This is a genomic window from Xanthomonas bonasiae, from assembly GCF_017163705.1.
GTDB lineage: Bacteria > Pseudomonadota > Gammaproteobacteria > Xanthomonadales > Xanthomonadaceae > Xanthomonas_A > Xanthomonas_A bonasiae.
Genome location: NZ_JAFIWB010000001.1, coordinates 72,820 through 94,615 on the forward strand (window position 1 = coordinate 72,820; position 21,796 = coordinate 94,615).

Annotated in this window: 24 protein-coding genes; 3 read left to right on the top strand and 21 right to left on the bottom strand. The window is 69.4% G+C overall.

Features of this window, described 5'->3' with window-relative positions:
• Positions 1-36: 36 nt before the first annotated feature.
• The 11 genes from recX to rlmE form a co-directional block, all read right to left on the bottom strand.
• Positions 37-531 carry a recombination regulator RecX gene (gene recX, locus JR064_RS00280; protein ID WP_191826503.1) on the bottom strand — a complete coding sequence of 165 codons (495 nt, stop codon included), beginning with the start codon at positions 529-531 and terminating at the stop codon, positions 37-39.
• Between the two features lie 118 nt (positions 532-649).
• Complete coding sequence (recA, locus tag JR064_RS00285) at positions 650-1,699, bottom strand: recombinase RecA (RefSeq protein ID WP_145700280.1); 1,050 nt, start codon at positions 1,697-1,699, stop codon at positions 650-652.
• 185 nt (positions 1,700-1,884) lie between these two features.
• The gene (lexA, locus tag JR064_RS00290; protein ID WP_206228444.1) at positions 1,885-2,520 is read right to left on the bottom strand and encodes a transcriptional repressor LexA; all 636 of its coding nucleotides are present in this window, start codon (positions 2,518-2,520) and stop codon (positions 1,885-1,887) included.
• A 153-nt stretch (positions 2,521-2,673) separates the two neighbouring features.
• Positions 2,674-4,350 (bottom strand): ABC1 kinase family protein, encoded by a 1,677-nt coding sequence (locus tag JR064_RS00295; RefSeq protein WP_206228711.1) that lies wholly within the window; start codon positions 4,348-4,350, stop codon positions 2,674-2,676.
• A 29-nt stretch (positions 4,351-4,379) separates the two neighbouring features.
• Positions 4,380-4,874 carry a CinA family protein gene (locus tag JR064_RS00300; protein ID WP_191826501.1) on the bottom strand — a complete coding sequence of 165 codons (495 nt, stop codon included), beginning with the start codon at positions 4,872-4,874 and terminating at the stop codon, positions 4,380-4,382.
• Between the two features lie 355 nt (positions 4,875-5,229).
• On the bottom strand, positions 5,230-6,555 hold the full coding sequence (hflX, locus tag JR064_RS00305) for a ribosome rescue GTPase HflX (protein ID WP_206228445.1): 1,326 nt from the start codon (positions 6,553-6,555) through the stop codon (positions 5,230-5,232).
• Between the two features lie 26 nt (positions 6,556-6,581).
• On the bottom strand, positions 6,582-6,857 hold the full coding sequence (hfq, locus tag JR064_RS00310) for an RNA chaperone Hfq (protein ID WP_003471569.1): 276 nt from the start codon (positions 6,855-6,857) through the stop codon (positions 6,582-6,584).
• A gap of 119 nt (positions 6,858-6,976) precedes the next feature.
• Positions 6,977-7,927 carry a tRNA (adenosine(37)-N6)-dimethylallyltransferase MiaA gene (gene miaA, locus JR064_RS00315; RefSeq protein ID WP_179564161.1) on the bottom strand — a complete coding sequence of 317 codons (951 nt, stop codon included), beginning with the start codon at positions 7,925-7,927 and terminating at the stop codon, positions 6,977-6,979.
• Positions 7,927-8,826 carry a dihydropteroate synthase gene (folP, locus tag JR064_RS00320; protein WP_206228446.1) on the bottom strand — a complete coding sequence of 300 codons (900 nt, stop codon included), beginning with the start codon at positions 8,824-8,826 and terminating at the stop codon, positions 7,927-7,929. Before folP ends, miaA begins: the two co-directional genes overlap by 1 nt.
• A 343-nt stretch (positions 8,827-9,169) precedes the next feature.
• Positions 9,170-11,113, bottom strand: coding sequence for an ATP-dependent zinc metalloprotease FtsH (gene ftsH, locus JR064_RS00325; protein WP_179564157.1), 1,944 nt, complete (start codon positions 11,111-11,113; stop codon positions 9,170-9,172).
• Between the two features lie 59 nt (positions 11,114-11,172).
• Positions 11,173-11,805 (bottom strand): 23S rRNA (uridine(2552)-2'-O)-methyltransferase RlmE, encoded by a 633-nt coding sequence (gene rlmE / locus JR064_RS00330; protein WP_179565565.1) that lies wholly within the window; start codon positions 11,803-11,805, stop codon positions 11,173-11,175.
• A gap of 66 nt (positions 11,806-11,871) precedes the next feature.
• Here rlmE and yhbY point away from each other — a divergent pair, with 66 nt between their 5' ends.
• Both yhbY and JR064_RS00340 read left to right on the top strand, forming a co-directional pair.
• A complete protein-coding gene (gene yhbY / locus JR064_RS00335) occupies positions 11,872-12,177 on the top strand; it encodes a ribosome assembly RNA-binding protein YhbY (protein WP_003471333.1) in 306 nt (101 codons plus the stop codon).
• A gap of 19 nt (positions 12,178-12,196) precedes the next feature.
• Positions 12,197-12,571 carry an Mth938-like domain-containing protein gene (locus JR064_RS00340; protein ID WP_206228447.1) on the top strand — a complete coding sequence of 125 codons (375 nt, stop codon included), beginning with the start codon at positions 12,197-12,199 and terminating at the stop codon, positions 12,569-12,571.
• 541 nt (positions 12,572-13,112) lie between these two features.
• Here the strand turns inward: JR064_RS00340 and JR064_RS00345 are convergent.
• Genes JR064_RS00345 through surE form a run of 4 tightly spaced genes read right to left on the bottom strand, consistent with a single transcriptional unit; the run spans position 13,113 to position 16,000 of the window.
• A complete protein-coding gene (locus JR064_RS00345) occupies positions 13,113-13,919 on the bottom strand; it encodes a peptidoglycan DD-metalloendopeptidase family protein (protein WP_206228448.1) in 807 nt (268 codons plus the stop codon).
• Positions 13,898-14,512, bottom strand: coding sequence for a YqaA family protein (locus JR064_RS00350; protein WP_179564151.1), 615 nt, complete (start codon positions 14,510-14,512; stop codon positions 13,898-13,900). Before JR064_RS00350 ends, JR064_RS00345 begins: the two co-directional genes overlap by 22 nt.
• A gap of 34 nt (positions 14,513-14,546) precedes the next feature.
• Positions 14,547-15,224: a protein-L-isoaspartate(D-aspartate) O-methyltransferase gene (locus tag JR064_RS00355; RefSeq protein ID WP_191826498.1), complete on the bottom strand. Its 678-nt coding sequence runs from the start codon at positions 15,222-15,224 to the stop codon at positions 14,547-14,549.
• On the bottom strand, positions 15,221-16,000 hold the full coding sequence (gene surE, locus JR064_RS00360) for a 5'/3'-nucleotidase SurE (RefSeq protein WP_206228449.1): 780 nt from the start codon (positions 15,998-16,000) through the stop codon (positions 15,221-15,223). The genes JR064_RS00355 and surE overlap by 4 nt, the downstream gene beginning before the upstream one ends.
• A 109-nt stretch (positions 16,001-16,109) precedes the next feature.
• On the opposite strand from surE, the gene JR064_RS00365 reads away from it, so the two are divergent.
• Positions 16,110-16,643 (top strand): Smr/MutS family protein, encoded by a 534-nt coding sequence (locus tag JR064_RS00365; RefSeq protein WP_179564145.1) that lies wholly within the window; start codon positions 16,110-16,112, stop codon positions 16,641-16,643.
• Between the two features lie 11 nt (positions 16,644-16,654).
• On the opposite strand, the gene truD is transcribed toward JR064_RS00365, so the two are convergent.
• The 6 genes from truD to kdsA form a co-directional block, all read right to left on the bottom strand.
• Positions 16,655-17,719 carry a tRNA pseudouridine(13) synthase TruD gene (gene truD, locus JR064_RS00370; protein ID WP_191826497.1) on the bottom strand — a complete coding sequence of 355 codons (1,065 nt, stop codon included), beginning with the start codon at positions 17,717-17,719 and terminating at the stop codon, positions 16,655-16,657.
• The gene (gene ispF / locus JR064_RS00375; RefSeq protein WP_369913988.1) at positions 17,716-18,213 is read right to left on the bottom strand and encodes a 2-C-methyl-D-erythritol 2,4-cyclodiphosphate synthase; all 498 of its coding nucleotides are present in this window, start codon (positions 18,211-18,213) and stop codon (positions 17,716-17,718) included. Before ispF ends, truD begins: the two co-directional genes overlap by 4 nt.
• Before the next feature lie 66 nt (positions 18,214-18,279).
• Positions 18,280-18,981 (bottom strand): 2-C-methyl-D-erythritol 4-phosphate cytidylyltransferase, encoded by a 702-nt coding sequence (ispD, locus tag JR064_RS00380; RefSeq protein WP_425510263.1) that lies wholly within the window; start codon positions 18,979-18,981, stop codon positions 18,280-18,282.
• Complete coding sequence (gene ftsB, locus JR064_RS00385) at positions 18,981-19,334, bottom strand: cell division protein FtsB (RefSeq protein ID WP_145700313.1); 354 nt, start codon at positions 19,332-19,334, stop codon at positions 18,981-18,983. The genes ispD and ftsB overlap by 1 nt, the downstream gene beginning before the upstream one ends.
• A 3-nt stretch (positions 19,335-19,337) precedes the next feature.
• Positions 19,338-20,630 carry a phosphopyruvate hydratase gene (gene eno, locus JR064_RS00390; protein ID WP_206228450.1) on the bottom strand — a complete coding sequence of 431 codons (1,293 nt, stop codon included), beginning with the start codon at positions 20,628-20,630 and terminating at the stop codon, positions 19,338-19,340.
• 181 nt (positions 20,631-20,811) lie between these two features.
• Positions 20,812-21,648 carry a 3-deoxy-8-phosphooctulonate synthase gene (kdsA, locus tag JR064_RS00395; RefSeq protein ID WP_191826495.1) on the bottom strand — a complete coding sequence of 279 codons (837 nt, stop codon included), beginning with the start codon at positions 21,646-21,648 and terminating at the stop codon, positions 20,812-20,814.
• Positions 21,649-21,796: the final 148 nt, after the last annotated feature.

Here is a 21,796-nt window from a genome sequence, read left to right on the forward strand (position 1 = left end):
CAAGACAATCCGCCAAGGTTAGCAGGCCCGGCCCGCTCAGTCCTCCGGCTCGTAGCGCGTGGCCGCGCGGATGCTGTCGCCATCGAAACCGCGCCGCGCCAGCAGATCGGCGGCCTTGCGCCGCTGTGCCAGGTCCACTGGTCCGGCGGCGCCGAAGCGTCGCTGCACCAGATCGCGGGCGTTTTCGCTCCAGTCGCCGTCGAATGCGGCCATCGCCGTGGCGATAGCCTCGCTATCCAGGCCGTGGGTGCCCAGTTCGGCACGAATATGCAAGGGTCCATAGCCGGTATTGGCCCGGCTGCGCACCAGCAGTTCGGCGAAGCGGCCATCGTCCTGCCAGCCCTCGCCCGCCAGGCGCTCCACCGCGGCGGCGGCGGCATCCGGCTCCACGCCGCGCGCCCGCAATTTGCGGGTCAGTTCCTTGCGCGAATGTTCGCGGCGCACCAGCAGGCCCAAGGCCCGCTGCAATGGCGTCTGTTCCGGCTGCCGGCGGCGCCGGCGCGGTTCCTGTGCTTGTTCGTCGTCACCCATGCAGGCTCACCGCCACGATCGTCAATGTGCCGTCCCTGGCACCTGCCCTCCTGGCTTGCTCAAGACTGCCGAGGGAGACGAGCGGCACTGACTCCACCGCTCCCCCGGCAGAAGACCATCACGCCTCGGCGTCTGCGTCGGCGTCCTCGGCTTCGGCCGCGCTCGGCGCGATTTCCGTAGGCTGGAACTTCTCGCGCAGCTCGCTTTCCAGCTTCGCCGCCACCTGCGGGTTATCGCGCAGGTACTGGCGCGAATTGTCCTTGCCCTGGCCGATGCGCTCGCTGCCGTAGCTGTACCAGGCACCGGCCTTCTCGACCAGCTTGGCTTCCACGCCCATGTCGATCAGCTCGCCTTCGCGGCTGATGCCCTCGCCGTACAGGATCTCGGTGATGACCTGCTTGAACGGCGGCGCCAGCTTGTTCTTGACCACCTTGATCTTGGTCTGGTTGCCGATGATCTCGTCGCCCTTCTTGATCGCGCCGATGCGGCGGATGTCCAGGCGCACCGAGGCGTAGAACTTCAACGCGTTGCCGCCGGTGGTCACTTCCGGGCTCTGGCCGGGCATCATCACGCCGATCTTCATGCGCAGTTGGTTGATGAACACCACCAGCGTGTTGGAGCGCTTGATGTTGCCGGTCAGCTTGCGCAGCGCCTGGCTCATCAGGCGGGCCTGCAGGCCCGGCAGCTGGTCGCCCATCTCGCCTTCGATTTCGGCCTTCGGGGTCAGCGCGGCGACCGAGTCGACCACCACGATGTCGACCGAGCCCGAACGCACCAGCATGTCGGCGATTTCCAGCGCCTGCTCACCGGTATCCGGCTGCGACAGCAGCAGTTCGTCGACGTTGACGCCGAGCTTGCCGGCATAGATCGGGTCCAGCGCATGCTCGGCATCGATGAAGGCCGCGGTGCCGCCCTTCTTCTGGCACTCGGCGATGGCCTGCAGGGTCAGCGTGGTCTTGCCCGAGGATTCCGGACCATAGATCTCGACGACGCGGCCCTTCGGCAAGCCGCCGATGCCCAGCGCGATGTCCAGCATCAGCGAGCCGGTCGGAATCACCTCGACGGCTTCGATGATGCGATCGCCCATCCGCATCACCGAACCCTTGCCGAACTGCTTCTCGATCTGGCTCAGTGCGGCAGCGAGCGCGCGCTTCTTGTTCTCGTCCATTTTGGTGTCCTTCGGAGGTGAGGATGATTTGCGGGGTAGGTTCAATTTAGCGGCCAGGTATCGCACGGGCTGAGACAGTGCGGGGCAAAGAAAAAATAATTCGTCCGGGCAGGTCTACAGCAGCGGCGAACAGCGATGGTGCGGGTCGGGAAAATCCGGCCTGCGGTGTAGTGCAATCTCCAACATCAACGATTGGGGCGCAGCAGGCCGCAATACAGGCCTTCGATGGCGAAATCCTGGTCGGGCAGCACGTCGATCGGCGCGTAGTCCGGGTTGCGCGGCAGCAGGCGGATGCGGTCCTTGCCGATCTTCAGCAGCTTGACCGTGATCTCCTCGTCGATCCGCGCCACCACGATCTGCCCGGAACGGGCGTCGCGGGTCCGGTGCACGCCGATCAGGTCGCCGTCGAAGATGCCTTCGTCGCGCATCGAGTCGCCCTGCACCTTCAACAGGTAGTCCGGCGCCGGCGAGAAGAACACCCGGTCCAGCACCACGAAATCGTCCGAACCGATGTCCGCGCCGATCGGCAGGCCGGCGGCGACCCGCCCCAGCACCGGCAGGCGCAGGATGTCGGCACTGTCCACCTGCGGGGCAGGCGCCGGTGCGGCCGCGCCGCTCAGCAGCCGGATGCCGCGCGCCTGTCCCGGCACGCGGCGGATCGCGCCGGCCTGCTCCAGGGCTTCCAGGTGGTATTGCGCGGCGCGCACACCCTTGAAGCCGAAGGCACGGGCGATCTCGGTCTGCGACGGCGGTGCGCCGTCGTGCTCGATACGCTGGGCGATCAGGTCGAGGATCGCTTGCTGGGTTTCGGTCAGTTCCATGGTTAGTAGTAATACTACTAAAAACGGAAATGGGCAACCACTGCGTGATCGCATCAAGGGGGTAGCTGCGGTTCCGCAGACAACCCGCCCGGGCTGGGCCTGGTCGCCACACACCCGCACACCGGACGTCGCTCGCAGCGACCACCGCTCCGCTCAGCGGCCGCTGCGCCAGATCGAGATCAGGATCCACACGCCCGACAGCGCCGCGCCGATGAAGCCGCCCACGCCGATCGCCAGCAGCCAGCGGCTGGAGACGCCGCCGACGCTGTTCATCACGATCGAGGAGCCGATGATCAGCGCCGCGGTGACGATGCCCATGGTCAGCCGATTCGCGGCGCGGTTGACCTGGTCGCCGAAGCCCTTCAGCGACGTCGTCTCGACATTGAGCTGCAGCCGTCCGCGCCGCGCCGCCTGCAGCAGCCGGCGGGTGTCGCGCGGCAGGTCGCCGAGCAGTTCCAGCGCGCCGAGCACGGTGCGGCGGCCGCGCTTGGCCATCGCGCGCGGGGCGAAGCGCTGCAGCATCACCCGCTCCAGATACGGCGCCGCGGCGCCGGCCATGTCGAAGTCCGGATCGAGCTGGCGCCCTACCCCTTCCAGGGTCAGGAAGGTCTTGATCATCAGCGCCAGGTCGGCCGGCAGCGCCAGCGCGTGCTGGCGCAGGATCGCGGTGACGTCGCCGAGCATCGCGCCGACCCGCAGCTCCTTCAACGGCACGCCGCGGTACTGGTCGACGAAGCCGGCGATCTCCAGTTGCAGCCGCGCCTCGTCGATCTCGGCATCGCCGTCGGTCCATTCCAGCAGCACGTCGGTGACCGCCTCGGCCTCCTGGGTGACCAGGCCGTGCAGCAACTGCACGACCTGGTAGCGGCGCTGCTCGGAGATGCGCCCGACCATGCCGAAATCGATCACCGCGATGCGTTCGCCGGGCAGGTAGAAGATGTTGCCCGGGTGCGGATCGGCGTGGAAGCAGCCGTCCTCGAGCACCATCTTCAGCACGATCTCGGCGCCGACGCGGGCCAGTCGGCGGCGGTCCAGGCCGGCGGCATCCACACCCGCCAGGTCGCGCCCGCCGATGCCGGCGACGAAGTCCTGCACGTTGAGCGTCTCGCAGGTCCACTGCCAGTGCACGCGCGGGATCAGGATCTCGTCGTGGCCCTGGAAATTGGCGGCGATGCGCTCGGCGTTGCGGCATTCGCCGGCGAAATCCAGTTCGCGCCGCAGCGACACGGTGAACTGATGCACCACCTCCGCCGGGTGGTAGCGCTTGAGATCGGCCGCACGCGCCTCGACGATCTCCGCCAGCCGCGCCAGCAGCCGCAGGTCGGCCTCGATCACGTCGCGGATGCCGGGGCGGCGCACCTTCATCACCACCGCAGTGCCGTCGTGCAGCCAGGCGCGGTGGGTCTGCGCCAGCGACGCGGCGGCCAGCGGAGTCTCCTCGACCTGGGCGAAGATCGCCGACGGCGCCTCGCTCAACGCCTCGAGCAGTTGCGGCAGGATCTGTTCGTAGGGCAGCGCCGGCGCCGCGTTCTGCAGCTCGCCGAGTTCGTCGATCCACTCCGGCGGCAGCAGGTCCACGCGCGTGGCCAGCACCTGGCCGAGCTTGACGAAGGTCGGCCCGAGATCCTGCAACGCACGCCGCACCCGCTGCGGCGCCGACATGCGCAGCATCTCTTCGGCGTTGTGCCAGTGCAGCAGGCGTCCGGCGCGTTCCAGCACGTCGGCCATGCCGATGCGGCGGACCACGTCGCCGAAGCCGTAACGGATCAGCACCGAGGCGATTTCCTGCAAACGCCCCAGGTCGCGGACCGTGCTCAGCGCCTCCCACATCGCGGTCGCCACCTAGCGCCCGTCGGCGTTCACAGCAGCGCGCCGAGGCCGTGCAGCGCCGCGGCGACGGTCTGCCGGCGCACCGCGTCGCGGTCGCCGTCGAAATGGAACAACTGCGCGCTGGCGTAGCCGCCGCGCCGCTTCCAGCCCACCCACACGGTGCCGACCGGCTTGTCGGCGGAACCGCCGCCGGGGCCGGCGATGCCGGTCACCGCCACCGCGATGCTGGCGCCGGAATTGACCAGCGCGCCGGACACCATCTCGATCACCGTCTCGCGGCTGACCGCGCCGTGGTGCTCCAGGGTCTGCGGACGCACGCCGAGCAGCGCCTGCTTGGCCTCGTAGCTGTAGGCGACCATGCCGCAATCGAACCAGTCCGAGGAGCCGGAAATATCCGTCATCGCCTTGGCGATCCAGCCGCCGCTGCAGCTCTCGGCGGTGACCAGGCGCTCGCGCGCGGTGCGCAGCTGATCGCTGAGCGCAGTGGCGAGTTGCAGGAGTTGCGGGTCGGTGGGGACGTTCATGGCGCTGCTCGGGAAACCAATGCGCTTTGTAGCCGAATTCGCCACGGCTGTCGCGTTTGCGCGGCGCGCGGCCCTGCGTGGCTTCAGCGATGGTGGCGCAGCGGGCTGGCGCTGGCGCTTCAGGCGCAGGCTCGCTTGCATGCCGCCGCCATCAGTAGCGTCTTCGCGCAGCGGGGAAGAACAGCGACTTGCCGATTCAGATGACACCACCGCAGGAGCAGCTTCAGCCGCGACGGACCGTCTCGGTAGAACCCGTCGCGGCTGAAGCCGCGCCTACAGACCTTGCGCAAGCCGCAAACGGCCGAGTCCAAATGCACCTAGCCGAGGCGTGCAGCGGCGCGATCCGGCATTGCGACTAACGCTGCTGCCACTCCTCTTCCTCGCGCGGCGGCAACAGCGCGCGGATCGGCGCGCCGTCGGCGCTGGCGGCCAGGCGCTCGGCCTCGGTGATCGGGATGTCCACCTGCAGCAACCAGCCGTCTTCGTCGGCCTGCTCGCTGCGGATCACCTGCAGTTGGTGCAGCTGCGAGCGCAGGCGCCCGGCGCTGGACGGCAGGCGCAGTCTGCCCTGCACGTGCTGCAGCCCCAGCCGCTGGCCGAGCACGCCCTGCAGCAGGTCCAGGCCACGTTCGTCGCGCGCCGAGATCCAGACCCGCTCGCGGCGCGCCTCGTCCGGCACCCCGTCCTGCGCATCGTGGCGCACGTCGGCGCCTTCGATGCGGTCGATCTTGTTGAACACCAGCAACTGCGGCAGATCGCCGGCGCCGACCGCGTGCAGCACCTCGTCGACCTGGGCGATGCGCTCTTCGCGCAACGGATCGGCGGCATCGACCACGTGCAGCAGGAAATCGGCCTCGCGCGCCTCGGACAGGGTCGAGCGGAACGCGGCGACCAGTTCGTGCGGCAGGTTGCGCACGAAGCCGACGGTGTCGGCCAGCATCGCGTTGCCGCCCGGCAGCGCGATGCGGCGCACGGTCGGGTCCAGGGTCGCGAACAGCTGGTCGGCGGCGTAGGCCTCGGCCCCGGTCAAGGCGTTGAACAGGGTCGACTTGCCGGCATTGGTATAGCCGACCACCGCGATCCGCGGCAGTTCGCTGCGTACCCGCGCACGGCGCATCTGGGTGTGTTGCACCTCGACCTTTTCCAGCCGCTTCTGCAACTGCTCGACCCGCTTCTGCAGCAGCCGGCGGTCGGTTTCCAGCTGGGTTTCGCCAGGACCGCGCAGGCCGATCGAACCGCCGCGCTGGCGCTCCAGATGGGTCCAACCGCGCACCAGCCGCGTGGCCATGTGGCGCAGCTGCGCCAGTTCGACCTGCAGCTTGCCCTCGTGGCTGCGCGCGCGTTGCGCGAAGATGTCCAGGATCAGCCCGGTGCGGTCGATCACGCGCCGCTCCAGGTACTTTTCCAGGTTGCGCTCCTGGCCGGGACTCAGGGCATGGTTGACCAGGATCAGATCGGCGCCGCTGGCCTCGGCCGCGGCCTTGACCTCTTCCAGCTTGCCGCTGCCGATCAGCGTCGACGGGCTGGGCTTGTCGATGCGCGCGGTCAGCGTGGCAGCGATGCTGGCACCGGCGGAGCGCGCCAGGTCGGCGAACTCCTCCAGCACATCGTCCTCCAACGGTCCACCGGCATAGGGCTGGATCAGCAGTGCGTGTTCGCCGCGGCGGGAACGATCAAACACCCGCGGCTCCGGTCTTCACCAGCGTCTTACTCGGCTTCGTCATCGTCCGCACTACCACCCTCGTTCTGCTGCACATAGCCACCGCCCGGTCCGACGCGCACGTTGCGCGCCGGCACCACGGTGGAAATGGCGTGTTTGTAGACCATCTGGCTCACGGTGTTGCGCAACAGCACCACGAACTGGTCGAAGGACTCGATGGTACCCTGCAGCTTGATGCCGTTGACCAGATACACCGAGACCGGCACCCGTTCGCGACGCAGCGCGTTCAGGAAAGGATCCTGTAAGGATTGCCCCTTGGACATGCTTCACTCCCGTTTATTGTTTTTATGTGCCCGGGACGGCACTGCAGCTCCCCTGCCGTGGCCCGGACCGCCGATGTTACACAACCGCGGGCTCCAGCACAGCGCGGCGTGTAGCCAAATCAGCCAAGAAAGTCCGCCACTGCGACATCCAGGCGCGCGCCGTCGCATTCGGGGTCGAACCAGCGCGCGTCCAGCTCCCCGCGCAGCCAGGTCAGTTGGCGCTTGGCCAGCTGGCGGGTAGCGGAGATCGCGCGATCGCGGAACGTGGCCGCATCGCTGGCCCCGTCCAGGTGTTCCCAGGCCTGGCGGTAGCCGACCGCGCGCACCGCCGGCAGCTCCAGCGGCCGCGCCACCTGGCGCAACGCCGGCAAGGCGCGCAGCGCGCGCACCTCGTCGAGGAAGCCCTGCTCCAGCATCGCGTCGAAGCGCAGCGCGATGCGCCGGTGCAGCAGCGCGCGGTCGGGCGGCGCCAGCACCAGTTTCAGGACCCGCAACGGCAGCCGCGGCGGCCCCGGCTGCGCCTGCCATGCGCTGATCGGGCGGCCGCTGAGCTGGAACACTTCCAGCGCGCGCTGGATGCGCTGCGCGTCGCCGGGCCGGATCCGCCGCGCGGCCAGCGGATCGACCTGCTGCAGCTGCGCGTGCAGCGCCGCCCAGCCGTCGGCCTGCGCGCGCGCGGCCAGCGCTGCGCGCAGCTGCGGATCGGCAGGCGGCATCGGCGCCAGGCCTTCCAGCAACGCCTGGAAATACAGGCCGGTGCCGCCGGCCAGGATCGGCAGGCGGCCGCGGGCGACGATCGCCTCCAGCGCGGCACGCGCGTCCACCGCGAATTCGGCGGCCGAATAGGGTTGCCACGGATCGCGCAGGTCCAGCAGATGGTGCGGCACGCGCGCCAGCTGCCGGGCGTCGGGCTTGGCCGCGCCGATGCTCAAGCCGCGGTACACCAGCGCCGAATCGACGCTGACGATCTCGCCGCCGTAGCGCTCGGCCAGGGCGATCGCCGCGGCGGTCTTGCCCGACGCGGTCGGCCCCATCAGCGCGATGGCGCGCGGGCGCCGGTCGGCGGGCATCAGTCCTCGTCCGGCCAGCGGAGCGCGGCGGGCGCGGCGCCGCTGCGCGGCAGCGGCACCGCCGCCAGCGCAGTCCAGACCTTCATCGCGTCGACCGTGGCGGCGACGTCGTGCACGCGCAGCAGCATCGCACCGCGCTGCGCCGCCAGCAGGTGCGCCGCCACCGAGCCGGCCACGCGCTGCTCCGGCGCGGTGCGCCCGGTCAGTTCGCCGATGCTGCGCTTGCGCGACAGCCCGGCCAGCACCGGCACGCCGAGTTCGACCAGGCGCGACAGCTGTGCCAGCAACTGCAGATTGTCGGCGGTGCCCTTGCCGAAACCGAAGCCCGGATCGACCAGCAGGCGGCGCTTGTCGATGCCGGCCATTTCCGCGGCGAACAGGCGCTCGGCCAGGAACCGGTGCACCTCGCCGACCACGTCGTCGTAGTGCGGCGCGCTGCCGGCGGCATAGGCGTCGTCGGGCATGTGCATCAGCACCACCGGCACCCGCAGTTCCGCCGCCGCATCCAGTGCGCCGGGCCGGCGCAGGGCCTGGATGTCGTTGATCATGCCGGCGCCGGCGGCGACCGCCGCGCGCATCACGTCCGGCTTGAAGGTGTCCACGCTCAGCGGCAACGTGGTCTGCGCCGCCAGCCGCTCGATCACCGGGATGACCCGGCGCAATTCCTCTTCCACCGGGACCGGGGTGGCGCCGGGACGGGTCGATTCGCCGCCGATGTCGAGCAGGTCGGCGCCCTCCTCCACCAGGCGCAGGCCGTGCGCGACGGCCGCTTCCACCGTCGCATGCGCGCCGCCGTCGGAAAACGAGTCGGGGGTGACGTTGACGATGCCCATCACCCGCGGACGATCCAGCAACAGGCGGCGTCCGCCGCAATCCAGGCTCGGCGAGGTTTCGAACATCAGCGGTACTCCTGAGGGTTGCCGCACCGGACGGGAATGCCGCGCACGGGCTTCGTTGCGCTTCGTGCAGCGGCGCGGCGCGTCGTGACGACGGCGTTCGCAGGCAGCGACAGCGATGGACAAGCGGGCGTTGGCATGGGCGGCGGACAGTGATGACGGGGCGCCATTGTCGCCCAGTCGCAGTGCCTACGACGACGCGGCGGCAGGATGCGTCCACAAGCTCGGCCGGAGCGATGCGATCGCCGCTGCGGCGGCCTGTCCTGCACCGCCGGATCTACAAAAGCGCAGGCAACAAAAAAGCCAGGGATCGCTCCCTGGCTTTCCGATCGACCCGAGCGGGCGCTTACAGCTGCTCGGCCGGGCCGGTGATCGGCGGCAGCGGCCGCGAACTGCCCTTGTCGTTGCCGCCGTCCTTGCCATCCTTGCCCGACTTGTTCCAGCCCATCGGCGGCGGCGGATCGCGGCCTTCCATGATCGCGTCGATCTGCGGCACGTCGATGGTTTCGTACTCCAGCAGCAACTTGGCCATCACGTGCAGCTTGTCCAGGTTCTCGGTCAGGATATGCGTGGTCTTGGCATAGGCCTTGTCGAGGATCGAACGCACCACTTCGTCGATGCGGCGCGCGGTATCGTCGGACACGCTCTTGTGCTGGGTCACCGAACGGCCCAGGAACACCTCGTCGTCTTCCTCGCCGTAGGCGATCGGCCCCAGCTCGTCGGACAGGCCCCACTTGGTGACCATGTTGCGCGCCATCTTGGTCGCGCGCTCGATGTCGTTGGAGGCGCCGGTGGTGACCTTGTCGGTGCCGAAGATCAGCTCCTCGGCGACGCGGCCGCCGTACAGCGAGCACAGCTGCGATTGGATCGCGACCCGGTTGATCGAGTACTTGTCGCCTTCCGGCAGGTACATGGTCACGCCCAGCGCACGCCCGCGCGGGATGATGGTGACCTTGTAGACCGGATCGTGCTCCGGCACCAGGCGACCGACGATGGCATGGCCGGCCTCGTGGTAGGCGGTGAGCGTCTTCTCTTCCTCGCTCATCGCCATCGAACGGCGCTCGGACCCCATCAGGATCTTGTCGCGGGCGCGGTCGAAGTGGTCCATGCGGACCTCCTTGACCGTTTCGCGCGCGGCGAACAGCGCCGCCTCGTTGCACAGGTTGGCCAGGTCGGCGCCGGAGAAGCCCGGGGTGCCGCGCGCGATCACCATCGGCTCGACGTCGTCGGCCAGCGGCAGCTTGCGCATGTGCACCTTCAGGATCTGCTCGCGGCCACGCACGTCCGGCAGCCCCACCACCACCTGGCGGTCGAAGCGGCCCGGGCGCAGCAGCGCCGGGTCGAGCACGTCCGGACGGTTGGTCGCGGCGATCACGATCACGCCTTCGCCGCCCTCGAACCCGTCCATCTCCACCAGCAACTGGTTCAGGGTCTGCTCGCGCTCGTCGTGGCCGCCGCCCAGGCCGGCGCCGCGATGACGGCCGACCGCATCGATTTCGTCGATGAAGATGATGCACGGCGCGTGCTTCTTGGCCTGCTCGAACATGTCGCGCACGCGGCTGGCGCCGACGCCGACGAACATCTCGACGAAGTCGGAGCCGGAAATGCTGAAGAACGGCACCTTGGCCTCGCCGGCGATGGCCTTGGCCAGCAGCGTCTTGCCGGTGCCGGGCGGGCCGACCATCAGCACGCCGCGCGGGATCTTGCCGCCGAGCTTGGTGAACTTGGTCGGATCGCGCAGGAAGTCGACCAGCTCGCTGACTTCCTCCTTGGCCTCGTCGCAGCCGGCGACGTCGGCGAAGGTGATCTTGATCTGGTCCTCGCCCTGCAGCTTGGCGCGCGATTTGCCGAACGACATCGCGCCCTTGGCGCCGCCGCCGCCACCCTGCATCTGGCGCATGATGAACAGCCAGAAGCCGATGATCAGGATGACCGGCAGGAAGTTCAGCACCAGCGACCAGAAGCTCGGGCCGTTGGCCGGCTTCTGCCGGGTCATCTCCACGTTCTTGCTGTACAGCACGTCGACCAGCTTGTCGTCGCGCGGGCCGTAGACCGTGCTCTCGCTACCGTCGCTGCGCTTGAAGCGGATCGCGGTCACCGACAGCCCGGTGTCGTCGGTGAAGTCGACCGACTTCACCCGCCCGCCGTCCACTTCCTTCAGGAACTGGGTATAGGTCACGGTGTCGTTGCCGGGACCGCCGGCCAGCCGTGGCGAGAAGCTCTGGAACACCACCATCAGCACGACGGCGACGACTACCCACAGCAACAGATTCTTGGTCAAGTCGTTCATCCTCATTGGCTCCGGTGTCCCTTCAACTCTTTCTCGATGCGTGATGCGACGGGTTCAGCTTACTTGATCTGGGCACGCTTGCCCTGTCCGAGGACATAGACCTCCGGCGAGCGCTTGCGCGATGCCGCCGGTTTGCGGATGGACACCTTCTCGTAACGGCGGCGCATCTCGCGGATGTAGTCGTCGGACCCGACGCCCTGGAACAGCTTGATCAGGAACGCCCCGCCCGGTTTGAGGTGGGTATCGGCGAACGCCATCGCCAATTCGGCCAGATGCATCATCCGCGGCTGGTCGACCGCATCCATGCCGCTTTTATTGGGGGCCATATCCGACAGCACAAGGTCTACCGGGTTGCCGCCCAGCATTTCCTCGAACTGCGATAGCACCGCGTCTTCCCTGAAGTCGCCGTGAAGGAACTCCACGCCGGCCAGCGGCGGCATCTCCAGGATGTCCAGCGCCAGCACCCGGCCGCGCTCGCCCAGCGACTTGCGCACCTGCTGCGACCAGCCGCCCGGCGCGGCGCCGAGATCGACCACCAGCATGTCCGGCTTGAGCAGCTTGTCGCGCTGCAGCAGCTCTTCCAGCTTGTAGGCGGCACGCGAACGCATGCCTTCGGCCTGGGCCTTCTTCACGAAGGGGTCGGCGAAATGTTCGCGGAGCCAGCGTTGGCTGCTTTTGCTGCGGGTTGCCATGGGATCGCGGTCGTGGTGGGCGGCCATGATACCCTGATCGCCCTTGGCAACCCCGTTCCCGCCTGCATGTCGATCAGCCTGACTCCGTCCCAGAACCGCTTCCTGCGCGGCCTGGCGCACGACCTCAAACCCCTGTTGCAGATCGGCGGCAAGGGCGTCACGCCGGCCTTCCTGGCCGAACTGGACGAGGTGCTGGAGCGCCACGAACTGGTCAAGGTGAAGGTCGGCGGCGACGACCGCGAGGCCCGCGACGCGAGCATCGCCAGCCTGGTCGAGCAATCGCACAGCGTGCTGGTGCAGCGCATCGGCCACACCGCGATCCTGTATCGCCCGGCCAAGGAAGACCGCCAGATCGTGCTGCCGCGCGGCTGACCCGCTTCCCGGTGCCCTCATGCAGCTGACCCAGGACCTGCCCGATTACGCCTACACCCTGCGCATGGCCGATGGCCGCCAGGCCAAGGTGAACGACCGCCTGCTCACCCGCAGTTTCATTCTCGCCCCGGATGCCTTGGTCGAGGCATGGGACGCGCCGATCGCAACCGAGTTGCAGCCCCAGCACCTGCAGCCCTTGCTGGAAATGAACCCGGCCCTGGTGATCCTGGGCACCGGCGAACGCCAGGTCTTCCCCTCTGCCGCCGCGCTGGCGCTGTTCCTGACCCGCGGCATCGGCATCGAAGTGATGAACAACGCCGCGGCGGCGCGCACCTACAACGTACTGGCCGCCGAAGGCCGGCGCGTGGCGGTCGGGTTCCTGCTCGAAGGCTGAGCGGCAGCACCGTCGCTGTCTGTGCGGACCGCGTTTCGCCGTCCGATCCACTGGCGCGCTGCGCCGGAATACGCCCCATCGCCGATCCGCCGCTTGCTTGCTCAGCAAATACAGCAACGTGATCGACCGGCTTGGCCGTTGTCGCGGACGAGGAGGCGCCGCCTGAGGTCCACCGGACCGCGCGCCGCTGAGCGCCCGGCGCGCTGCGCCGGGCCGGGGATCCGCCCGAAGGCCGACGTACCGTTACTTGCTGGGCAAGTACAGCAGCGGGTCGACCGGCTTGCTGTTGTAGTGGGCGAAGCGGCGCCGCCTGCGGTCCACCGGACCGCGCGTCGCCGAGCGCCCGGCGCGCTGCGCCGGGCCGGGGATCCGCCCGAGGGCCGACGTACCGACTACTTGCTGGGCAAGTACAGCAGCGGGTCGACCGGCTTGCCGTTGTAGCGGGCGAAGCGGCGTCGCCTGCGGTCCACCGGACCGCGCGTCGCTGAGCGCCCGGCGCGCTGCGCCGGGCCGGGGATCCGCCCGAGGGCCGACGTACCGATTACTTGCTGGGCAGGTACAGCAGCGGGTCAACCGGTTTGCCGTTGTAGCGGATCTCGAAGTGCAGCATGTCGCGCGCGGCGCCGCTGCGCCCCATCTCGGCGATCTGCTCGCCGGCCTTCACGTTCTGGCCTTCGTTGACCAGGCGCTTGCGGTTGTGACCGTAGGCCGACAGCCATTGCTCGTTGTGCTTGATGATGATCAGTTCGCCGTAGCCGACCAGGCCGGCGCCCGAATAGACCACCACGCCATCGGCGGCGGCACGCACCGCCTGGCCGCTGCTGCCGGCGATGTCCACGCCCTGCTTGGTGGTCTCGCCGACCACGAAGCGGCTGACCACCGCGCCGTCGGCCGGCCAGCGCCAGCTGAAGCCGCTGCTCACCGGCGTCGGCGCAGCGACCGGCGGCCGCGCGGCGGTTCCCGCAGAACCGGGCGCCGCGACCGGAGCGCTGCCGGGCCGCGCGACGACCGTGCCGCCGCCACCCGGTGGGTACAGCTTCAGCGACTGCCCGGGATAGATCGTGTACGGCGGCGGCAGCCGGTTCCAGGCGGCCAGGTCCTGCGGATTGATGTTGTTGACGCGGGCGATCGCGTACAGCGTGTCGCCACGGCGCACGGTCGCACTGACCCCGGGCTTGGGCACGGACGGACGCGGCGCCGACGTGCCGGGCTTGCCGGGCGCTCCGGACGTCCGCACGACGGTGGCGCTGCTGCACGCGCCCATCCCTGCCGCCACCAGCAACCACACGCTGCAACGCAGGCCGTTGCGCACCACCCGATCGACGCTCATCCGTACTTCGCTCTCCATATGACCCACACCACCAGCAGCGCCAGGATCGCCATCGCGACCCAACCGAGCGGTTCGATCCAGCGCCGCAACGCGGCTTCCGCACGCGGCCCGCCCAGGCGGATCGCGCCGGCCACCAGGTACACGCGCTTGCCGCGGCCGACCAGCATGCTCGCCAGGAACGGTAGCAGCGGGATTCCCACGATGCCTGAGGCCCAGGTAAATATCTTCAGCGGGATTGGGGTGAAACCGGCCAGCACCAGCAGCCAGAACGCACGCCATGGCGACTCGGCGACCACCTCGCGCAGATGAGTCACCTGCGCATCGATCTTCTGCGTCCAGCCCAGCCATTCGATCAGCGGCTGCACCGCGGCGAAGGCGAAATGGCCGAGCATGTAGCCGACCAGCGCACCGGCCAGCGAGCCCATCAGGCTCAGCGTGGCGAACCACAGCGCGCGCCGCGGTTGCGCCAGCGACATCGGCGCCAGCATCACCTCCGGCGGCACCGGGAACACGATCGCCTCGGCGAAGCTGAGCCCGGTCAGGAACGTCGGCGCGCGGCGATGGCGCGACCAGGCGATGGCACGTTCGTACAACGGCCCGAATATCTTCATGCAACCCAGCTCCGGTGATTCAATCCAGGGTGACTCAATCCAGCATGCCCGACAGCAGCGGGACGAAGGTCACCGGCGCCAGAATGTCTTGTTCGATGCGGCCTTCGGCATCGCGGCGCAGGCGCACCAGCGATTGCGACGAGGGACCGCCGACCGGCGCCACCAGGCAGCCGCCCGGCGCCAGTTGCTCGACCAGCGCATCGACCAGCGCCGGCGCCGCGGCGGTGACCACGATCGCATCGTAGGGGCCGTGCTCGGCCCAGCCGATGCGGCCGTCGTCGTGCTTGCTGCGCACGTTCATGCCGAGCTGGCGCAAGCGCTTGCGCGCCTGCCGCAGCAGGTCGCCGATGCGCTCCACGGTATAGACCTCCAGCCCCAGCGCGGCCAGGATCGCGGCCTGGTAGCCGGAGCCGGTGCCCACTTCCAGCACCTTCTTCGGTGCAACCTCGAGCACGGTCTCGGTCATCCGCGCCACCACCCACGGCTGCGAGATGGTCTGGCCATGGCCGATCGGCAGCGCGGTGTCCTCGTAGGCGCGCGAGGCCAGCGCTTCATCGATGAACAGGTGCCGCGGCACCGTGCGCACCGCGTTGAGCACGGCCTCGTCGCGAATGCCGGACTCGCGCAGGCGTTCGACCAGGCGGTCGCGCACGCGCTGCGAGGTCATGCCGATGCCGATCGCTTCCGGTTGCAGGCGCAGCCGCGGGGTCATGCCGGGTTGTCCAGCGCGGCGGTGAGGCCGCCGACCCAGCTGGCCACCGTCTCCAGCGCCTGGTAGCGGGTCAGGTCGACCTGGATCGGGGTGATCGAGATGAAGCCGGTGCGCACCGCGTGGAAATCGGTGCCCGGGCCGGCGTCCTGCTCGCGGCCGGCCGGGCCGATCCAGTACACGGTGCCGCCGCGCGGGTCGGGCTGCGGCAGGCACGGTTCGGAGCGGTGGCGGTTGCCGAGCCGGGTGACCTCGAAGCCCTTGATCTCGCCCCACGGCAGGTCCGGCACGTTGACGTTGAGGATGGTGTCCGCCGGCAGCGGATCCGCCTTCAGCCGCGCCACGATCTCGACCGCGGCGCGCGCGGCGGTCTGGAAGTGCTTGGGTTCGTGGTTGTGGGTGACCAGCGACATCGCCAGCGCGGGCAGGCCCAGGAAGCGGCCTTCCATCGCCGCCGAGACGGTGCCCGAATAGATCACGTCGTCGCCCAGGTTGGCCGAGTTGTTGATCCCCGAGACCACCATGTCCGGTTCGTCGTGGAGCATGCCGGTGAGCGCCAGGTGCACGCAATCGGTCGGCGTACCGGCGACGCTGCAGGTGTGCGGGTCGATGCGCTTGATCCGGATCGGCAGATCCAGGGTCAGCGAGTTGCTGGCGCCGGAACGATCGCGATCGGGTGCGACCACGGTCACTTCGTGGCCCGCGCCGCGCAGTTGCTCGGCCAGCATCTTGATGCCGGGGGCGTCGACGCCGTCGTCGTTGCTCACTAATACGCGCATGGGACTCCTCGGATAACCCGGCCATGATACCGGATGCGTCCCTCGCCTTCCGCCCTCATGCACGCTCGCACTGCTTGCGCCGCGTGACCGGCGGGTTACGCTGTGCGCCATGTCGCATCCCGAAGACGAAGATCCCGCCGCCCTGTTCCGCGCGGCGATCGGCGCGGTCACGCCGCTCAACGCGACGCCGCCGGCCAATGCCAAGCCGCGGCCGAAGCCGCGCGCGCGCATGGCCGAGCGCGACGACGCAGAGGCGCAGAGCGAATTCCAGCGCCTGTTGCGCGACAGCGCGCCGCTGGAAGCCGGCGACGTGGCCAGCTACCGCCGCGAGAACGTGCCGGCGCGGGTGTTCCAGCGGCTGCGCCGGGGCCAGTTCTCCGCCCAGGACGAACTGGACCTGCATGGCGCCAACGCGGCGCAGGCCGAGGCGCTACTGCGGCAGTTCATCGCCGAGGCGCATGCGCACGAGTTCGGCTGCGTGCGCATCGTGCACGGCAAGGGCCTGCAGTCCGGCGGCATCCCGATGCTGAAGAATCTGGTCGATCGCCTGCTGCGGCAGCGCAACGACGTGCTGGCGTTCCATTCGGCGCCGCCCACGCAAGGCGGTACCGGGGCGATGCTGGTGTTGCTGGCGCGGCGCTGACGCCGCGCCGCTCACTCCTGCGCCGCCGGCTCGGCCTGCGCGCCCTGTCCGGCATCGACGACCTCGCCCAGCTCGTGCAGCAGCGCGGTGGCATAGCTGCCCGGCGGCAGCGCGAAACGCAGTTCCAGCGCGTCGTCGTGCGCGTCCAGCCAGCGCCACTGCAGCGCGGCCGCGCGCAAGCGGGTGGCGCGCCGTTCCTGTTTCAGACCTTCGCGCTCCAGGCCTTCGCGCAAGCGCACGGACGTCGCATCCTCGAGCGCGGCCAGTTCCAGCGCGCGCGCCGCGTCGGCGCTGCGCAACTCGCCCGCGCCCCACAACGGCGCCGAAGGATGGATGTCGAAACGCTGCAGCCGCTCGGCCAGCACGTCGGACCAGGGTTCCGGGCCGAACACGCTGCGGCTGCCGTCGAGCAGCCACACCTCGCCATCCAGCGCGCCGTCCCAGTTGCCCGCCGCCACGCGCGCGGCCAGGACCCGGTTGAACAGTTCCGAGCGCGCCGCCGACAACAGCAGCGAGCGCTGCTCGCGCCGCACCCGGCGCCCGCCGAACATCGCCAGTGCGTTGCCGACGTTGCCGCCGTCGCGACCGAAGCGCTGTTCGCCGAACCAGTTGGGAATGCCGCGCGCGGCGATCTGCGCCAGCCGCGCCTCGATCGCGGCGCGCTCGCCGCGCACCTCGCGCAACACCAGCACGAACCCGTTGCCGGCCAGCGCACCGCGCGGCAGCTTGCGGTTGTGCCACTGCGACTGCACGACCTGCAGGTCCTCGCTGTGCAGCGCCTCCAGCGCCGGCGCCACCCGCTTGGGCAGGTGCACCGAGAAGCGCTGGGTGGTGACCGCGTGGCGGTCCTTCATGCCCGCATAGCCGATCGCCATCTCCGTCACACCTGCCCATTGCGCCAGGCGGCGTGCGGCGAATGCGGTGTTCATGCCGCGCTTGCGCACGGTCAGCAACAGATGTTCGCCCTCGCCGCTCGGCTCGAACGCGGGCATTTCGTCGACCTGGAAATCCTCGGCCACGCTGCGCATGCGCGCCTGCAACGGCGCGGCGCCGAACGCGCGCGGCAAGTCGCTCACAGCGCCACCAGCAACACCGCCGCCTGCGCCGCGATGCCTTCGCCGCGGCCGGTGAACCCCAACTGCTCGCTGGTGGTGGCCTTGACGCTGACCCGCTCGACGCCGACCTGCAGCAGCGCGGCCAGGCGTTCGCGCATCGCCAGCGCATGCGGGCCGACCTTGGGCCGCTCGCAGATCACGGTGACGTCGGCGTTGCCGAGCTGCCAGCCGCGCTCGCGCAACAGTTGCTCGCAATGGCTCAGGAACTGCGCGCTGTCGGCGCCCTTCCAGCGCGCATCCGAGGGCGGGAAATGCTGGCCGATGTCGCCCAGCGCCAGTGCGCCGAGCAGCGCGTCGCACAGCGCGTGGATCACCACGTCGCCGTCGCTGTGCGCCAGCACGCCGCGCGTGTGCGGCACGCGCACGCCGCCGAGCATCACGTGGTCGCCGTCGCCGAAGGCGTGCACGTCGTAGCCCTGGCCGATACGGAAGGGAGGAAAGTCAGGCATGGGCATCGCAGGATCGCAAAAGGAAAAAAGGAAGGCATCGGCGGCGCGACGCCGCAGCGCGGCGCGGCCGCGTCACGGCTGCCGCGCGCGCAGGAACAGTTCGAACTCGAAGCGCACCAGGTCGGCCGGGGTGGTGACCTTGAAGTTGTCCTCGGCGCCCTCGACCAGCAGCGGCCGCAGGCCCAGCAACTCCATCGCCATCGCATCGTCGGTGACCTCGACGCCGGCCGCCGCGGCCTGTTCCAGCGCCCTGGTCAGCTGCAGGCGCCGGAACAACTGCGGGGTCAGCGCGCGCCACAGGCGCTCGCGCGGCTCGGTGGCGTCGATGCCGCCGTCGTCGCCGGCGCGCTTGAGCGTGTCGCGCACCGGTGCGGCCAGGATCGCGCCGACCGGATCGCCGCGCCCGGTTTCCAGCAGCCGGTCCAGGTCCGCCAGCGCCAGGTTCGGGCGCGCCGCATCGTGCACCAGCACGAAATCGTCCGCCTTGACCGAGTCCGGCAAGGCCTGCAACGCGGCCAGCACCGAGCCGGCACGGCTGGCGCCGCCGACGCAGGTCAGCACCGGCTTGCCGTCCAGTTCGTTCCAGCCCGGCCAATCGGTATCGTCGGTGCCGAGCGCGACCATCGCCCCGGCCACCGCTGGATGCGCCAGCAGGGCCTGCAGCGCATGCGCGATCAACGGCTGCCCGCCGGCCTGCAGATACTGCTTGGGCACGGGACTGCCGAAACGGGTGCCGCGGCCGGCGGCCGGCACCACGGCCCAGACCGTGGCCATCAGGGTTGCTCGCTCGGCGCGGCCGGCGCCTGCGCCGGGGTGCCGTCGGCGGCCGGCGCGACCGGCACCGGCGCGTCCTCGACGACGCGATAGAACTTCTCGCCCGGCTTGATCATGCCCAGTTCGCTGCGCGCGCGCTCCTCGATCGCCGCCTCGCCGTCCTTGAGGTCCTTGACCTCGGCGGCGAGCGCGGCATTGCGTTGCTGCAGGCCTTCGTTATCGCGCTTCTGGTGCTCGACCTGGCTCTCGAGCACCAGCACCTCGCCGGAATTGCCCGGACCGAGCCAGAAACGGTACTGCAGCCACGCCAGCAGTCCCGCCAGCACCAGCAGCAGCCAGCGCCAGTTGCGCACGGCTTACCGCTTGAGCGAGACGAATGCGTCGCGCCCCGCGTAGCGCGCGCCGCTGCCCAGCGCTTCCTCGATCCGCAGCAGCTGGTTGTACTTGGCCACGCGGTCGCTGCGGCACAGCGAGCCGGTCTTGATCTGGGTGGCGGTGGTGGCCACGGCGATGTCGGCGATGGTGGTGTCCTCGGTCTCGCCGGAACGGTGCGAGACGATCGCCGCGTAGCCGGCGGTGTCGGCCATGGCGATCGCTTCCAGGGTCTCGGTCAGGGTGCCGATCTGGTTGACCTTGATCAGGATCGCGTTGGCGGTGCCGGACTCGATGCCCTGCCTGAAGATCTTCGGGTTGGTCACGAACAGGTCGTCGCCGACCAGTTGCACCTTGCTGCCGAGGCGATCGGTCAACAGCTTCCAGCCGGCCCAGTCGTCCTCGGCCAGGCCGTCCTCGATGCTGATGATCGGGTACTGCGCGGCCCAGTCGGCGAGGAAGTCGACGAACTGCTCGCTGGTCAGGCGCTTGCCCTCGCCCACCAGGTGGTACTTGCCGTTGTCGTAGAACTCGCTGGAGGCCACGTCCAGGCCCAGCAGCACGTCTTCGCCGGCGGTGTAGCCGGCCTTGCCGATCGCCTCGAGGATGGTGTCCAGCGCTTCCACGTTGCTGCGGAAGTCCGGCGCGAAACCGCCCTCGTCGCCCACCGCGGTGGACAGGCCATGGCCCTTCAGCACCGCCTTGAGCGCGTGGAAGATCTCGGTGCCGGCGCGCAGCGCTTCGGAGAACGAGGCGGCGCCGACCGGCAGCACCATGAATTCCTGGAAGTCGACGTTGTTGTCGGCATGCGCGCCGCCGTTGATGATGTTCATCATCGGCACCGGCAGCGCCACGTTGGCGGTGTTGGCGCCGGCCAGGTACTGCCACAGCGCCTGCTTGCGCGAGGCGGCGACCGCATGCGCGTTGGCCAGCGACACGCCGAGCAGCGCGTTGGCGCCGAGGCGGCCCTTGTTCTCGGTGCCGTCCAGGTCGATCAGGCGCCGGTCCAGGCCCTGCTGGTCGGCACCGTCGAAGCCCTGCAGCGCACTGGCGATCGTGGTGTTGACGTTCTCCACCGCCTTGCGCACGCCCTTGCCCAGGTAGCGGGTCTTGTCGCCATCGCGCAGCTCGACCGCTTCCTTGGTGCCGGTGGAAGCGCCCGACGGCACCGCGGCGCGGCCCAGCGAGCCGTCGGCCAGCGTGACTTCCGCTTCGAGCGTGGGGTTGCCGCGGGAATCGAGAATCTCGCGGGCGTGGATCTTGGCGATAGTGGTCATAAGTCCAGTCGGTTACCAGGAAAGGAGGGGGACACCGGAAACCGTCGGATTATGGCCGCAGCGCCGCTGCTTGCCAAATGAACCGCGCGCCGCGCCGGCGCCGCGCACGGGTCCGAACAGCGCGAGCGCTGTGCGAGAGACGGGTGCATCCAGGGGCCGGCGCACCCGCACCGTCGCCGCATCAGCCCAGCCCGTGCTCCAGGAAGCCGCTGCGCTTGGTGATCGCGTCCAGCGCCATCAGCGTCTCCAGCAGCGCCTCCATCTTGTCCAGCGGCCAGGCATTGGGGCCATCGGACAGCGCCTTGGACGGATCGGGGTGGGTCTCGGCGAACACGCCGGACACGCCCACCGCCACCGCTGCGCGCGCCAGCACCGGCACGAACTCGCGCTGGCCGCCGGAGGTGCTGCCCTGCCCGCCCGGCAACTGCACCGAATGGGTGGCATCGAACACCACCGGGCAGCCGGTCTCGCGCATCACGCTCAGCGAGCGCATGTCGCTGACCAGGTTGTTGTAGCCGAAGCTGGCGCCGCGCTCGCAGACCATGATCTGCTCGTTGCCGGTGGACTTGGCCTTGTCCACCACCGGTTTCATGTCCCACGGCGACAGGAACTGGCCCTTCTTGATGTTGACCGGCTTGCCGGCGGCGCAGACGTTCCTGATGAAGTCGGTCTGCCGCACCAGGAACGCCGGCGTCTGCAGCACGTCGACCACCGCCGCCACCTCATGCATCGGCGTGTACTCGTGCACGTCGGTCAGCACCGGCACGCCGATCTGCTTCTTCACCGCCTCCAGCACCTTGAGCCCCTCTTCCAGGCCGGGGCCGCGGAAGCTGGTGCCGGAAGTACGGTTGGCCTTGTCGAAGCTCGACTTGAAGATGAAGTTGATCCCCAGCCTGCCGGTGATCTCCTTGAGCTTGCCGGCCACGTCCAGCTGCAGCTGCATCGACTCGATCACGCACGGGCCTGCGATCAGGAACAGCGGCTGGTCCAGGCCGACTTCGAAGCCACACAGTTTCATCGGATCACCTATCGATTGGAGCCCCTCTCCCATTGGGAGAAGGGTTGGGGTGAGGGTACGGGCGAAGTTTCGAGGAATTCAGGCGTGCGAGGCTGCGCCCGTCCCCTCATCCGGCGCTTCGCGCCACCTTCTCCCGATGGGAGAAGGA

What these genes read in the sequence shown, in the direction of transcription:
- recX (WP_191826503.1), bottom strand. Translation starts at nt 531, where the DNA reads ATGGGTGACGACGAACAAGCACAGGAACCGCGCCGGCGCCGCCGGCAG.
- recA (WP_145700280.1), bottom strand. Translation starts at nt 1,699, where the DNA reads ATGGACGAGAACAAGAAGCGCGCGCTCGCTGCCGCACTGAGCCAGATC.
- lexA (WP_206228444.1), bottom strand. Translation starts at nt 2,520, where the DNA reads ATGGAACTGACCGAAACCCAGCAAGCGATCCTCGACCTGATCGCCCAG.
- JR064_RS00295 (WP_206228711.1), bottom strand. Translation starts at nt 4,350, where the DNA reads ATGTGGGAGGCGCTGAGCACGGTCCGCGACCTGGGGCGTTTGCAGGAA.
- JR064_RS00300 (WP_191826501.1), bottom strand. Translation starts at nt 4,874, where the DNA reads ATGAACGTCCCCACCGACCCGCAACTCCTGCAACTCGCCACTGCGCTC.
- hfq (WP_003471569.1), bottom strand. Translation starts at nt 6,857, where the DNA reads ATGTCCAAGGGGCAATCCTTACAGGATCCTTTCCTGAACGCGCTGCGT.
- miaA (WP_179564161.1), bottom strand. Translation starts at nt 7,927, where the DNA reads ATGCCCGCCGACCGGCGCCCGCGCGCCATCGCGCTGATGGGGCCGACC.
- folP (WP_206228446.1), bottom strand. Translation starts at nt 8,826, where the DNA reads ATGTTCGAAACCTCGCCGAGCCTGGATTGCGGCGGACGCCGCCTGTTG.
- ftsH (WP_179564157.1), bottom strand. Translation starts at nt 11,113, where the DNA reads ATGAACGACTTGACCAAGAATCTGTTGCTGTGGGTAGTCGTCGCCGTC.
- rlmE (WP_179565565.1), bottom strand. Translation starts at nt 11,805, where the DNA reads ATGGCAACCCGCAGCAAAAGCAGCCAACGCTGGCTCCGCGAACATTTC.
- yhbY (WP_003471333.1), top strand. Translation starts at nt 11,872, where the DNA reads ATGTCGATCAGCCTGACTCCGTCCCAGAACCGCTTCCTGCGCGGCCTG.
- JR064_RS00340 (WP_206228447.1), top strand. Translation starts at nt 12,197, where the DNA reads ATGCAGCTGACCCAGGACCTGCCCGATTACGCCTACACCCTGCGCATG.
- JR064_RS00345 (WP_206228448.1), bottom strand. Translation starts at nt 13,919, where the DNA reads ATGGAGAGCGAAGTACGGATGAGCGTCGATCGGGTGGTGCGCAACGGC.
- JR064_RS00350 (WP_179564151.1), bottom strand. Translation starts at nt 14,512, where the DNA reads ATGAAGATATTCGGGCCGTTGTACGAACGTGCCATCGCCTGGTCGCGC.
- JR064_RS00355 (WP_191826498.1), bottom strand. Translation starts at nt 15,224, where the DNA reads ATGACCCCGCGGCTGCGCCTGCAACCGGAAGCGATCGGCATCGGCATG.
- surE (WP_206228449.1), bottom strand. Translation starts at nt 16,000, where the DNA reads ATGCGCGTATTAGTGAGCAACGACGACGGCGTCGACGCCCCCGGCATC.
- JR064_RS00365 (WP_179564145.1), top strand. Translation starts at nt 16,110, where the DNA reads ATGTCGCATCCCGAAGACGAAGATCCCGCCGCCCTGTTCCGCGCGGCG.
- ispF (WP_369913988.1), bottom strand. Translation starts at nt 18,213, where the DNA reads ATGCCCATGCCTGACTTTCCTCCCTTCCGTATCGGCCAGGGCTACGAC.
- ispD (WP_425510263.1), bottom strand. Translation starts at nt 18,981, where the DNA reads ATGGCCACGGTCTGGGCCGTGGTGCCGGCCGCCGGCCGCGGCACCCGT.
- eno (WP_206228450.1), bottom strand. Translation starts at nt 20,630, where the DNA reads ATGACCACTATCGCCAAGATCCACGCCCGCGAGATTCTCGATTCCCGC.
- kdsA (WP_191826495.1), bottom strand. Translation starts at nt 21,648, where the DNA reads ATGAAACTGTGTGGCTTCGAAGTCGGCCTGGACCAGCCGCTGTTCCTG.